The organism is Massilia litorea (genome assembly GCF_015101885.1).
Lineage (GTDB): Bacteria > Pseudomonadota > Gammaproteobacteria > Burkholderiales > Burkholderiaceae_D > Telluria > Telluria litorea.
The window spans coordinates 1986666-1999207 of sequence record NZ_CP062941.1; the positions used below are offsets into that span (position 1 = coordinate 1986666).

General features: G+C 65.5%; 11 protein-coding genes. 9 read left to right on the forward strand and 2 right to left on the reverse strand.

Annotated elements, in window-relative coordinates; all coding sequences use genetic code 11:
• The first annotated feature begins 28 nt into the window (after positions 1-28).
• Together LPB04_RS08880 and LPB04_RS08885 are read left to right on the forward strand one after the other, a co-directional pair.
• Positions 29-1459 (forward strand): alkaline phosphatase, encoded by a 1431-nt coding sequence (locus tag LPB04_RS08880; protein ID WP_193688331.1) that lies wholly within the window; start codon positions 29-31, stop codon positions 1457-1459.
• Positions 1460-1482: 23 nt separating this feature from the next.
• Positions 1483-2871, forward strand: a complete 1389-nt coding sequence (locus tag LPB04_RS08885; RefSeq protein WP_193688332.1) for an alkaline phosphatase — start codon at positions 1483-1485, stop codon at positions 2869-2871.
• A gap of 202 nt (positions 2872-3073) precedes the next feature.
• On the opposite strand, the gene LPB04_RS08890 is transcribed toward LPB04_RS08885, so the two are convergent.
• Both LPB04_RS08890 and ffh read right to left on the reverse strand, forming a co-directional pair.
• Complete coding sequence (locus LPB04_RS08890; protein ID WP_193688333.1) at positions 3074-3487, reverse strand: SWIB/MDM2 domain-containing protein; 414 nt, start codon at positions 3485-3487, stop codon at positions 3074-3076.
• A gap of 249 nt (positions 3488-3736) precedes the next feature.
• Positions 3737-5104, reverse strand: coding sequence for a signal recognition particle protein (gene ffh / locus LPB04_RS08895; RefSeq protein ID WP_193688334.1), 1368 nt, complete (start codon positions 5102-5104; stop codon positions 3737-3739).
• A 379-nt stretch (positions 5105-5483) separates the two neighbouring features.
• Between ffh and LPB04_RS08900 the strand changes: the two genes are divergently transcribed.
• The 7 genes from LPB04_RS08900 to LPB04_RS08930 all read left to right on the forward strand — a co-directional run bounded on the left by LPB04_RS08900 (position 5484) and on the right by LPB04_RS08930 (position 12384).
• Entirely contained in the window at positions 5484-6437 is a 954-nt protein-coding gene (locus LPB04_RS08900; RefSeq protein ID WP_227496674.1) for an ABC transporter substrate-binding protein, read from the forward strand.
• Positions 6438-6446: 9 nt separating this feature from the next.
• Positions 6447-7265 (forward strand): ABC transporter permease, encoded by an 819-nt coding sequence (locus LPB04_RS08905; RefSeq protein WP_193688336.1) that lies wholly within the window; start codon positions 6447-6449, stop codon positions 7263-7265.
• Position 7266: 1 nt separating this feature from the next.
• Entirely contained in the window at positions 7267-8079 is an 813-nt protein-coding gene (locus tag LPB04_RS08910) for an ABC transporter ATP-binding protein (RefSeq protein WP_227496675.1), read from the forward strand.
• A 65-nt stretch (positions 8080-8144) separates the two neighbouring features.
• The gene (locus LPB04_RS08915; protein ID WP_193688337.1) at positions 8145-8954 is read left to right on the forward strand and encodes a cytochrome C assembly family protein; all 810 of its coding nucleotides are present in this window, start codon (positions 8145-8147) and stop codon (positions 8952-8954) included.
• Positions 8951-9205, forward strand: a complete 255-nt coding sequence (locus LPB04_RS08920) for a PP0621 family protein (protein ID WP_193688338.1) — start codon at positions 8951-8953, stop codon at positions 9203-9205. The genes LPB04_RS08915 and LPB04_RS08920 overlap by 4 nt, the downstream gene beginning before the upstream one ends.
• 3 nt (positions 9206-9208) lie before the next feature.
• A complete protein-coding gene (locus LPB04_RS08925; protein WP_193688339.1) occupies positions 9209-10933 on the forward strand; it encodes a sensor histidine kinase in 1725 nt (574 codons plus the stop codon).
• A gap of 11 nt (positions 10934-10944) precedes the next feature.
• Positions 10945-12384 (forward strand): sigma-54-dependent transcriptional regulator, encoded by a 1440-nt coding sequence (locus LPB04_RS08930; RefSeq protein ID WP_193688340.1) that lies wholly within the window; start codon positions 10945-10947, stop codon positions 12382-12384.
• Positions 12385-12542: the final 158 nt, after the last annotated feature.

Here is a 12542-nt window from a genome sequence, read left to right on the forward strand (position 1 = left end):
CATCGTTTTCCCGCTACGACACCTCATCATGCGAATCAACACCCTTGCCGCCGCGGTCACGCTGGCGGCGCTTGCCGGCTGCGCCGCAACCGGCCCGGCCGCGACCACGCCGCGTCCCGCGGTCGCCGGACAAGCGAAAAACGTCATCTTCTTCCTCGGCGACGGCATGGGCATCAACACCCTCACCGCCGCCCGCATCTACGCCGTCGGCGAAGCCGGCGAGCTGACGATCGACACGCTGCCCGAATCGGCTTTCATTAAAACCTTCTCGAACGACGCACAGGTCACCGACAGCGCCGCCTCGATGTCGGCCTACATGACCGGCGTAAAACAGAACAACGGCGTGATCTCGATGTCGACCGAGACCCGGGCGCTCTCGCCGACGCTCGAGGGCAAGCGCACGGTCAGCCGCTGCAACAACGGTAAGGCGGTGCCGACCCTGGCCGAACTGGCCAAGGCGCGCGGCATGGCCGCCGGCGTCGTCACGACCACCAGCGTCACCGATGCGACCCCTGCCGCGACCTATGCCCACGCCTGCCACCGCAAGCTCGAAGAAGACATTGCCGCGGCCCTGGTGCCGGGCGGCGCCGGCTACAACAAGGCTTTGGGCAGCGGCGGCCTCGATCTCGTCTTCGGCGGCGGACTGCAGCAGTTCATGCCCGTGGACGCCGGCGGCAAGCGCGCCGACGGCCGCAACCTGATCGGAGAATTGCAACATCAAGGCTGGCGCGTCGCATCGACTACGGCGCAGTTGCAGGCGCTGGCGGCGAACAGCCAGCCGGCCATCGGCCTGTTCGCCCAGAACCACTTTGCGTATGAAGCGGCGCGCGACCCGGTCAAGCAGCCTCTCTTGAGCGACATGACGGCCAAGGCGATCGACATCCTGTCCACCAACCCGAACGGTTTTTTCCTCGTCGTGGAGGGCGGCCTGATCGACCACGCGCTGCACGCGACCCTCGCCAAGCGCGCCTTGCAGGAAACGGTCGGCTACAACGCCGCCATCAAGACCGCGCTCGATAAAATGAACCGGCTCGATCCGGGTCTGAAGAACACGCTGATCGTCGCCACGGCCGACCATGACCACACCCTCTTGATCAACGGCTACTCGCCGCGCACCGGCAAGACGACGCTGGCGAATCCGGGCATTCTCGGCCTGGTGCGCAGCCTCCCGGACGGCAAGGTCCGCCTCGACAAGGACGGCGCGCCGTTCACGATTCTCGGCTTCGGCACCGGCGAACACCGGGTTGCCGGCAGCCGCAAGGACGTCAAGCTCACCGACGAGATCGCGGCCGGCGACGACTACCACCAGGAAGCCGTGGTGCGCACCAGGGCGGGCAGCGAGACGCATGGCGGCACCGACGTCTACCTCGGCGCGGCCGGCGCCAACGCCGAGCTGTTCCGCGGCACCATCGACAACACCCGTGTGTTCGACCTGATCAAGAACGCGGCGGGCCTGTGAGCCCGGCCGCCAGAAAGCATCCGATGACCAGAACTCTCCTCTCCACGCTGCTGCTGGCAGCATGCTGCACCATGAGCGCGCAGGCCGCAGCACCGGCTGCCAGGCCGCAGGCGAAAAACATCCTCTTCTTCCTCGGCGACGGCATGGGCCCGACCACCATCACGGCCGCGCGCATCTTCAAGGAAGGCGAAGACGGCCTCCTGAACTTCGAACGCCTCGACCGCACCGCGCGCATCAAGACCTACTCGGCGGACGCGCAGGTGACCGACAGCGCGCCCTCGATGGGCGCCTACATGACGGGCGTGAAGATCAACAACGACGTGATCTCGATGAAGGATGCGAAACCGGTCGCTCCCGGCAAGGACGGCAACGGCATCGCCTCCATCGACCGCTGCGGCGCCGGCAACGGCAGTTCTCCGATGACGATCCTGGAACTGGCCAAGGCCGCCGGCAAGTCGGTCGGCGCCGTCACGACGACCGAACTGACGCACGCCACGCCGGCATCGACCTTCTCCCACGTCTGCGACCGCGACATGGCCTACACGATCGCCCAGCAGCTCGTCCCGGGCGGCGCGGGCTACAACACGCGTTTGAAAGACGGCGTCGACGTGCTGATGGGAGGAGGGCGCAACCACTTCACGCCGTTCGACGCGAAGCGCAACCCGAAGGGCCGCGGCGATGGGCGCGACCTGGTGGAGGAGCTGGAAAAACAGGGGTATGCGGTCGCGAACACGCGCGCCGACATGGCCTCGAGCCGGCCCGGTAAAAAATTCCTCGGCCTGTACAGCGCCGAGAGCCATCTCGACTACGCTTCGAAGCGCTCGCCGACCCAGCCGACGCTGGCCGAGATGACGGCCAAGTCGATCGAGCTTTTATCGGGTAATCCGAACGGCTTCTTCCTGATGGTCGAAGGCGGCAAGATCGACCACGCGCTGCATGACACGAACGCGCGCAACGCGCTGATCGAAACGGTCGCTTTCGACGAGGCGATCCAGACCGCGCTGGAGCGCATGCGCGCCATCGACCCGGGCCTCGACAACACCCTGGTCGTCGTCACCGCCGACCATGACCACACGATGGTCCTGAACGGCTACCCGAAGCGCGGCAACCCGGTGCTCGACATCGTGCGCGGTTATACGGACGGCGAACCGACCCGCGACGCCGACGGCAAGACGTTTACGACGCTGGTCTTCGGCAACGGCCCGAACCGGCCCGACGTGCGCGTCGACGTCGACAGCGCCCAGGCGCTGGCGCCGGACTATCACCAGGAGACGGGCGTGAAATGGTCGAGCGAGTCGCACGGCGGCGGCGACGTCAAGCTGTACGCGGCAGGGGCGGGCTCGGCGCCGTTCAGGGGGACGATGGAGAATACCCACGTGTTCGACCTGATGAAGGCCGCGGCAGGCTTGTAATCGTCCGTAACGCTATTAGCAACCCGTAGGGTGGGCGGGTCTCCCGCCCACGCGGTGATAGTCAGCTGTAAGATCACCGAACACGATAACGGAGCCGATAACGATCACCGCGTGGGCGGGGAACCCGCCCACCCTACAAAACAAAAAGCCCCGCTCTCGCGAGCGGGGCTTTTTAATATCCGGCTGGGCAGGCCAGGTATTCTTATTTCAGGTGATTCGAAATGAGTTTGGTCATTTCGAACATCGAGACCTGGGCCTTGCCACCGAAGACGGCTTTCAGCTTGTCGTCGGCGTTGATCATCTGGCGGTTGTCTGCAGCTTGCAGGTCCGCTTTCTTGATGTATTCCCAGACTTTCTTCGTCACTTCGGTACGTGGCAGCGGCTTGTTGCCGACCACTGCAGCCAGTTCCGCCGATGGGGTCAGTTCTTTCATGAACGCGGCGTTTGGCTTGCGCGCTGCGGCCGGTTTCTTGGCTGCTGCCGCTTTCGGTGCTGCTTCCTTTGCAGGAGCTGCTGCCTTCTTCGCTGCAGGCTTGGCCGCGGCGGCCGTGGCGGACGTCTTTGCAGACGTCCCCTTCTTTGCAGGCGCTGCTGGGGATTTCTTGGCTGTTGCCATCTTCGAGCCTCCTAATATGAGAAATTGCGCAATACATCGCACGGCTTATATTGGTGGCGTTTTACTGTTCCTGCAAGTCTTTTTCACCATTTTTTCACTCTGATAAGCCCAAAAAACAGGGTTTATTCGCAACTCGTCCTCATAGAGTGAAAAACTGCAGCAAAACGCATAAAAAACGCCGCGCCGGGAGGGAGCCGGGCGCGGCGTTTGAAGAGGGCAAAAGCGTCCGGAAACGCTAAAGAAAGCCTGTTAACGCATGCCCGGCATCATGCCTTTCATCCCGCGCATCATCTTCATCAGGCCGCCGCCCTTCAGTTTTTTCATCATCGTCTGCATCTGGTCGTACTGATTCAGCATGCGATTGACTTCCTGCACCTGCACGCCGGCGCCGGCCGCGATGCGGCGCTTGCGGTTCGCCTTGATCAGCTCCGGCTTGGCGCGCTCGAGCGGCGTCATGGAATCGATGATGCCGCACATGCGTTTCACCTGCTTCTCGGCCTGGTCCATGTTGGCGCCCGCTGCCGCTTGCTGGAACTGCGCCGGCAGTTTATCGAGCAGGCCCGACATGCCGCCCATCTTCTTCATCTGCGTCAGCTGCGCCTTGAAGTCGTTCATGTCGAAGCGTCCGCCGGCTTTGATCTTGTTGGCCATGTCGGTGGCCGCCTTCTCGTCGACGCCTTTGCGGGCTTCTTCGACCAGCGCCATGATGTCGCCCATGCCCAGCACGCGGCTCGCCATGCGGGTCGGGTCGAAGGCTTCCAGGCCGTCCAGCTTTTCCGAGACGCCGGCGAACTTGATCGGTTTGCCGGTGACGTGGCGCACCGAGAGGGCCGCACCGCCGCGCGAATCGCCATCGAGCTTGGTCAGCACGATACCGGTCAGCGGCAGCGCATCATTGAAGGCTTTTGCCGTGTTGATCGCATCCTGGCCGAGCATGGCGTCGACCACGAACAGGGTCTCGATCGGTTTGACGGCGCCGTGGACGGCGGCGATTTCCTGCATCATCGCTTCGTCGATACCGAGACGGCCGGCGGTGTCGATGATCAGGACGTCGTGGTAGTGCTTCTTCGCCCAGTCCAGCGCATTGAGGGCGATGTCGACCGGCTTGTCGGTGGACGTCGACGGGAAGAAGTCGGCGCCGACCTGCTTCGTCACCGATTCGAGCTGGGCGATTGCGGCGGGACGATACACGTCGGCCGAAACGGTCAGCACCTTTTTCTTCTTCTGTTCCTTCAGGTACTTGGCGAGCTTGCCGACGGTCGTGGTTTTACCCACACCCTGCAGGCCGGCCATCAGGATGATCGCGGGCGGCTGCTGCGCGAACGAGAGCTGGGTCGCGTCGGGGCCGAGGTCGGCGCCCATCAGGGCGGCCAGCTCGCGCTGCACCACGCCGACCAGGGCCTGGCCGGGGCTGAGCGAGCCGATGACTTCTTCGCCCAGCGCTTTTTCCTTGACCTTGGCGATGAATTCGCGCACCGCCGGCAGCGCCACGTCGGCCTCGAGCAGGGCCAGGCGCACTTCGCGCAGCATCTCGGCAGTGTTCGCCTCGGTCAGACGCGCCTCGCCGCGCATCGTCTTGACGACCTTGGCAAGGCGTTGGGTAAGGTTATCTAGCATTTTCTACCTGACTATATATATGAGAGCGAACCCCGATAAACCTACTGCGCGTCGGATCGTCGGCCTGCGATGCTCGCTGTACGTCCGTACAGCTGCGCTTCTCGGCCAACGCTCCTTCCGCTCGCTACGGTTTCTCGTGGTTCTGAGAATCCGTCATTTTACCCTGCGCAACGGCGCGCCGCCCGTCCATGCGCCGTTCATATCGCGAATTTTTGGCCGCAGTTCTGCTGCTTGTCAAAAGCCGGCTCCGCTTTCTCTGACACATTCTGCAATCGCGGATTGTCGTTTCCTGATGGAATCACTTTGTAGGCAGGAAAGTCCGACCGATCGATGTGGAAGCACTGCATAACGGAGAAATGGCATGAGGAGAGTATTACGTATGACAAGCCTGGCCGTGCTCGTCCTGTGGGCGAGCGGCGCCCGGGCCGAGGAAGTGGTCAGGCTGGGGAACCTGAAACTGGCGCATTTCGGCGCCGTCTCCTATATCAAGGAGATCGCGCCCAGCTGCGGTATCCGGGTCGAGGAAAAGGTGTTCGCCAAGGGCCTGGACGTGATGCAGGCCATCATCGCCGGCGAACTCGATGTCGGCGCGACGGCCTCGGAGGCGGCCATTTCCGGCCGGGCCGGCGGCGCCCCGGTCGTGGTTGTCGCCGGTTTCGCGCGCGGCGGGGCGCGCCTGGTGGCACGGCCCGACCTGAAGCTGACCGGCATGGCCCAGCTGAAGGGCCGCAAGGTCGGCGTGACGCGCGGCGCGATCCAGGAGGTGCTGCTGATGGCGGAACTGGCGCGCCACAATCTGACTGCCGATGTCGCGCCCGGCAAGGACGTGCAGCTGGTCTACTTGCCCTTCGCCGACCTGAACGGGGCGCTGCTGAATAAACAGATCGACGCCATGATGCAGTCCGAGCCGCAATCCTCGCAGGCGATCAACCGCGGCTTCGGCGTCGAGGTCATGAAGCCGTATGGCACCCCGATCGGCGAACCGGTGCGCACGCTGGTCATGACCGAACAGTTCTACCGCACCCGCAAGCCGCTGGCCGAAAAATTCATGCGCTGCTTCGTGCAGGCGACCAAGTCCTTCGTCGACGACAAGGCCCTGGCCTCGAAATATGTGCGCGAGGTCGTCTTCAAGGGCCAGATCTCGGCGGACGATTTCGACGACGCCATCGCCAATTCTCCCTTTTCCTACGACATCAGCGTACAGCACATCCAGGCCACGACCGACATGATGGTGAAGACCGGCGTCGGCCGCATGCGTTCGCCGCCGCGTGCGCAGGACTGGGTGCATACCGAGCTGCTTGCCGCGGCCAAGAAAAACCTGCGCATCGACTGAGGAGACGCGATGAAAACATGGAACCTGCGTGAACTGGGCATCGGCATGGTGGTGCCGCTGCTGGCCATCGCGCTCTGGCAATGGGTGGCCTGGGCGGGTCTGGTCAATCCCCAGGTGCTGCCGGCGCCGCTCGACGTCGGGCGCAAATGGGTCGAATACCTGCTGCCGCTGGCGCCCGCGGCGGACGAGGGCGGCTGGTTGAAATGGGCGCTGTCGGGCGAACTGGTGGTCGATACGATCGCCAGCCTGTACCGGGTGGTGGTGGGTTTCGCCATCGGCGCGGGTCTCGCGCTGCCGCTCGGACTGGCGATGGGCGCCAGTCCCGCCGTGTATGCCTGGTTCAATCCGCTGGTGCAGATCCTGCGCCCGATCCCGCCGATCGCCTACATCCCGCTGGCGATCCTGTGGTTCGGCCTGGGCAATCCGCCGGCCGTGTTCCTGATCGCGCTGGGCGCCTTCTTCCCGGTCCTGATGAACACGATCGCCGGCGTGCGCCAGGTCGACGGCATTTATCTGCGCGCCGCGCGCAGCCTGGGCGCCGGCCGCACCACGATGTTCGTGCGCGTGATCCTGCCGGCCGCCGTGCCCTACATCCTGTCGGGCGTAAGGATCGGCATCGGCACCGCCTTCATCGTCGTCATCGTCTCCGAGATGATCGCGGTGAACAACGGGCTCGGCTACCGCATCCTGGAAGCGCGCGAATATTTTTGGTCCGACAAGATCATCGCCGGCATGATCAGCATCGGCTTGCTGGGCCTGGCGATCGACATCGGCGTGAATCGGCTCAACAACTATCTGCTGCGCTGGCACCGCGGCCTGGAGCACTGACATGAAGATGGACACGAGAAGCGCATCCCATATCCGCATCGACGGCGTCAACAAGGAGTTCGTCAGCGGCCGGCGCCAGGTGGTGGCGCTGCAGGACATCCGGCTCGACATCCCGCAAGGCCAGTTCACCTGCCTGCTCGGCCCCTCGGGCTGCGGCAAGTCGACCCTGCTCAACGCGGTGGCCGGTTTTTCGCATCCGACCAGCGGCACGATCACGGTCGACGGCGTGCCGGTGGCGGGACCGGGGCCGCAGCGCGGCATGGTATTCCAGGAATACGCGCTCTTTCCCTGGATGACGGTCGAGAAGAACATCGCCTTCGGTCTCGAGATCAGGCGGATGCCGAAGGAGCGCATCGCCGCCACCGTGGAGCAGTTATTGGGCATGCTGGCGCTGACGGAGTTCCGGGCGCGCTATCCGAAAGACCTGTCCGGCGGCATGCGCCAGCGGGTGGCGATCGCGCGCGTGCTGGCGCTCGATTCGCCGATCATGCTGATGGACGAGCCCTTCGGCGCCCTCGACGCGCTGACCCGCCGTAACCTGCAGGACGAGCTGCTGCGCATCTGGATGGAAACGAAGAAAACCATCCTGTTCGTCACCCACAGCATCGAGGAAGCGATCTACCTGGCCGACCGTATCGTCGTCATGACTTACCGGCCGGGCACGGTCAAGCGTGACCTCATCGTCGACTTGCCGCGCCTGCGCGACCCGGCTTCCGCCGCGTTCAACGACCTGAAACGCGAACTCGGGCAGCTCGTCATGGAAGAGCAGCAGCGCCATCACATCGATGAGCGGCGCATGGCGATCGTGGACTGAGCCGCAGCCTGGCAGGCCGGGCAGGGGCCTGCCACTCGCGTGCCTTGATGGTGTAGACTCGCGCTATGCACAACACCCTCTTTTTCGCCGCGGCCATCCTGTACGCGGCCTGCGCCCTGCTGGCCTCAAACCGGGGCGCCGTCATCTCCGGCGTCACCGCGCTGGCCTGGGCGGTGCACGGCGCCGCCCTGTGGAGCGACGCGTTCGCACCCGGCGGCCTGCGCATCGGTTTTGCCATCATGCTCTCGGCCGCGCTGTGGGTGTCGGTGGGCGCCTACTGGATCGAGAACCGGAATTTCGCCCTCGACGGCCTGCGCCGCCTGGTCATGCCCTGCGCCTGCGCCGCGGCTTTGCTGCCGCTGGTCTTCCCGGGCGCGATCATGCCGCTGCAGAACCAGTCGAGCGCCTTCGGCTGGCATGTGGCGGTCGCGGTGCTGGCCTACAGTACGCTGACGATTGCCGCCTTCCACGCGGTCCTGATGGCCTTGCAGGAAACCCGCCTGCATGCGCGCACGGTGACGGCCGGCGGCGGCTGGCTCGGCGGCGCGCTCGACCAGCTGCCGGCCTTGCTGACCATGGAAAAGCTGCTGTTCCGCCTGATCTGGATCGGTTTCGTGCTGCTCAGTCTCACGGTGCTGTCGGGCGTCGTGTTCTCGGAACAGCTGTTTGGCCGGGCGCTGCGCTGGGACCACAAGAATGTCTTCGCGCTGCTGTCGTGGATGCTGTTCGCAGCCTTGCTCGCCGGACGCTACCTGCGCGGCTGGCGCGGCAAGACGGCGCTGCGCTTCACGCTGGCCGGCTTCGCCACGCTGGCGCTGGCCTATGTCGGCAGCCGCTTCGTGCTCGAAGTCGTGCTGCATCGGGGGATCGCATGAGCCGCCTCGTCTTCTGGATCGCCCTGGCTGTCCTGATCTTCTTCGCCGTGCGCGCGAAGCTGCGCGCAGCCGTGCGCAACCAGCAGATGCACGTGCCGCCGCAGGGGCGTCCCGCCGCGGCGCCGCCGGCGGCGATCGAAGACATGACCAGCTGCGCGCACTGCGGCCTGCATTTCCCGGTCTCGGAAGCGGTACGGGCCGACGGCCGCGACTACTGCAGCCCGGCGCACGTGCCGCCTGTTGCGCACTAATTGATGACCGGCTGGCAGGTGCTGTCCACGCAATCGCGCGCGACCTTCTGGCGCTCGCTCGGGGCGCTGACCGTCACGCGCATCGTGATCGCGCTGGTGCTGATCCTGTACCTCGCCTTCGACGTGCGCGAGGGCAGTGTCCAGGCCTCCCCGGCATACGTGCGCATCTGCCTGTTCTACCTCGGCGCCGCCCTCGTGTTCGGTGCATTGAGCCTGTCCTGGCGGCGCCGCTTCACGATCCAGCTGGCGTCGCAGATCGCGGTCGACCTGGCCGTGATCTCGCTGTTGTATCTTGCCGCCGGCGGCCTGCGCAGCGGCCTCGGTATCCTGTACCTGTTCCCGCTGGCGGGCGCGGCGATCCTGGCGCCGCTGGTGCCGGCCCTGTTTTCGGCTGCGCTGGCGACCCTGTTCGTCCTGTTCGAGGCGGCCTGGCAGATGGTCAGGCGCGAAGGCGAACCGGCGCTGATGCAGGCGGGGATGTACGGCATCGCCTTTTTCGCCGTGGTCTGGCTGGTCAACCGGCTGGCGGCGCGCCTGATCGGGCAGGAAGAACTGGCGGCGCAGCGCGGCGTCGACCTGCAGGTGCAGCAGGCAATCAACGAGATCGTGATCGCGGACGTGGGCGATGGCGTGCTCGTGGTCGGGGCCGATGGACGCATCCACACGGCCAATCCCGCGGCGCGCCGCATGCTCGGCATGGACGCCGCGGCCGGCTTGCTGCTCGACGAATTGCCGGGACTCGAACCGGTGGCGCAGGCCTTCGCCACCTGGATGGGAACGGCAGCGACCCCCGCCCTGGCCGCGGTCGAGCCGGTGTCGGGGGAAGCGGGGCCGGATGCGGCCTGGGTGATCCTGAAACCCTACCAGGAAATGGCGGTTGGGGAGGCGGGCCTGCGGGCGCGGCGCGACCAGCCGGCGCACCTGAAACTGCGCTTTGCCAGCGTCGCGGCCGGCGGCGCGCTGCCGGGGCGCAGCGTGATCTTCCTGCAGGACGTCAGCGCCATCGAAAACCAGGCGCAGCAACTGAAACTGGCCTCGATGGGCCGCCTGACGGCCAGCATCGCGCACGAAGTGCGCAACCCCCTGTCGGCGATCGGCCACGCCACGGCCCTGCTGGCCGAAGACCTGCATGGCAAGGCCGAGCTGCGCTTGTTAAAGATCATCGGCGACAACGTGGCGCGCGTGAACCGCATGGTCGAGGACATCCTGCAGCTCTCGCGCAAGGCCCAGCCGTATGCGGAACCGGTGCAGCTGGCGCCGTTCCTGCTGGAGCTGAAAAACGAGTTCTGCGAAACCCAGGGCCTGCTCGATGAGATGGTCTGGCTGGGCGGCGCCGGTGCGATTGAGGTACGCTTCGACGCCCTGCACCTGAGGGAAGTGCTGGTCAATTTGCTGGGCAATGCGATCCGCTACGCCAGCCGCAAGCCGGCCAGCATCCGCATCTGGCCCGAGCTCGACGCCTTCGGCACGCTGGAGTTGCACGTGCAGGACGACGGTCCGGGCATCACGCCCGAGGTGCGCGCCCACCTGTTCGAACCGTTTTATACGACCTCCAGCAAGGGCACCGGCCTGGGGCTGTACCTGGCGCGCGAGCTGTGCCTGAACAATGGCGCTAAACTCGATTACGAGTCGCGGTTCGACACGGCGGCGCTGGGCCCGCGCAAGGCCAGCGGCCGTTTCGTCATCACCTTCGCCCAGCCGCAAGCGGCCGGCGCGAGCGCTGAGTAAAAGAGGAAAGCATGACATCACCCCGCATCCTGGTCGTCGACGACGAAGCGGACCTGCGCGAACTGCTGGAGATCACGCTCCTGAAAATGGGCCTGGACGTCGATTGCGCGGCCACGCTGCGCGAAGCCCGGCGCCTGGTCGAGGACAACCAGTACCAGCTGGTGCTGACCGACATGCGCCTGCCCGACGGGCTCGGACTGGAACTGGTGCGCGAAGTGTCGGCTAGCTCGAAGACGCCGATCGCCGTGATCACCGCCTTCGGCAGCGCCGAAAACGCGGTGGTGGCCCTGAAAGCCGGCGCTTTTGATTACGTGTCGAAACCGGTAGTGCTCGATGAGCTGCGCGTGATGGTGCGTTCGGCGCTGAAGCTGTCCGACGGTAGCGCCGCGGCTGGGGCGGGCGAGGGCACGGGCTCGCGCCTGATCGGCAATTCGCAGGCGATGCAGGCGCTGCGGGCCCAGATCGGGCGCCTGGCGCGCTCGATGGCGCCGATTGCGATCACCGGCGAGTCCGGCGCCGGCAAGGAACTGGCCGCGCGCGAAATCCACGCCCAGAGTTCGCGCGCTGCGAAACCGTTCGTGGCGGTGAACTGCGGCGCGATTCCCGAAAACCTGATGGAGTCCGAATTCTTCGGACACCGCAAGGGCGCGTTCACCGGGGCCGGGGAGGAGCGCGACGGCTTCTTCCAGGCGGCCAATGGCGGCACCCTGATGCTGGACGAGGTGGCCGATTTGCCGCTGGCGATGCAGGTCAAACTGCTGCGCGCGATCCAGGAGCGGCGCGTGCGCAAGATCGGCGCCACCAATGAGGAGCCGGTCGACGTGCGCATCATCAGCGCCACCCACAAGGACCTCGCCCGATGCGTCGAGACGGGCGTCTTCCGCCAGGATTTGTTCTATCGCCTGAACGTGATCGAGCTGGCGCTGCCGCCGCTGCGCGAGCGGCTCGACGATTTACCGGTGCTGGCCAACGGCATCCTGGCGCGCCTGGCCGGGCCTGGCGGGGCCTCGCTCGGGCCCGGCGTGCTCGATGCCTTGCGCGCCTACTCCTTCCCGGGCAACGTGCGCGAACTGGAGAACGTGCTGGAACGGGCGCTTGCCTTCGCCAATCATGGCGTGATCGAGGTCGGCGATTTATCCCTGAAAGCCGCGCGCCTGGCCGACGTGGCGCGGGTGGAACCATTGCCGGTCGTCGCCACGCCGCCGTCCCCGGCCGCGGCGCCGCCCATGCCGGCGGCCGCGCCGCTTGCGCAGGAAGTGCAGGGCCTCGGTCCGGCTTCGCTGCCGAGCAACCTGCCGGCTTACCTGGAACAGGTGGAACGCGACATCATCCAGCGCGCCCTCCAGCAGACCCAGTTCAACCGCACCAGGACCGCCAGCCTGCTCGGCATCAGCGTGCGCCAGCTGCGGTATCAAATGCAGAAGCTCGATATCCAGGCGCCGGAAAACTGAACTTTGTGTCATCGCACAACTCCGGCTTGTCAAAAAGCGTTGCCTTTTCGCCAGTGCAAAATGGTGCGCGCTGCACTGCGTTTGGGCACTGCCTTCACGCGCTGAACAAGCATTAAGCAGCAGGTTAGTGCTCACTTACCGGCCAGCGCGCATTCGAA

Bases quoted from the DNA above. Each gene is read 5' to 3' on its own strand.
- LPB04_RS08880 (WP_193688331.1), top strand. From the start codon at position 29: ATGCGAATCAACACCCTTGCCGCCGCGGTCACGCTGGCGGCGCTTGCC.
- LPB04_RS08885 (WP_193688332.1), top strand. From the start codon at position 1,483: ATGACCAGAACTCTCCTCTCCACGCTGCTGCTGGCAGCATGCTGCACC.
- LPB04_RS08890 (WP_193688333.1), bottom strand. From the start codon at position 3,487: ATGGCAACAGCCAAGAAATCCCCAGCAGCGCCTGCAAAGAAGGGGACG.
- ffh (WP_193688334.1), bottom strand. From the start codon at position 5,104: ATGCTAGATAACCTTACCCAACGCCTTGCCAAGGTCGTCAAGACGATG.
- LPB04_RS08900 (WP_227496674.1), top strand. From the start codon at position 5,484: ATGACAAGCCTGGCCGTGCTCGTCCTGTGGGCGAGCGGCGCCCGGGCC.
- LPB04_RS08905 (WP_193688336.1), top strand. From the start codon at position 6,447: ATGAAAACATGGAACCTGCGTGAACTGGGCATCGGCATGGTGGTGCCG.
- LPB04_RS08910 (WP_227496675.1), top strand. From the start codon at position 7,267: ATGAAGATGGACACGAGAAGCGCATCCCATATCCGCATCGACGGCGTC.
- LPB04_RS08915 (WP_193688337.1), top strand. From the start codon at position 8,145: ATGCACAACACCCTCTTTTTCGCCGCGGCCATCCTGTACGCGGCCTGC.
- LPB04_RS08920 (WP_193688338.1), top strand. From the start codon at position 8,951: ATGAGCCGCCTCGTCTTCTGGATCGCCCTGGCTGTCCTGATCTTCTTC.
- LPB04_RS08925 (WP_193688339.1), top strand. From the start codon at position 9,209: ATGACCGGCTGGCAGGTGCTGTCCACGCAATCGCGCGCGACCTTCTGG.
- LPB04_RS08930 (WP_193688340.1), top strand. From the start codon at position 10,945: ATGACATCACCCCGCATCCTGGTCGTCGACGACGAAGCGGACCTGCGC.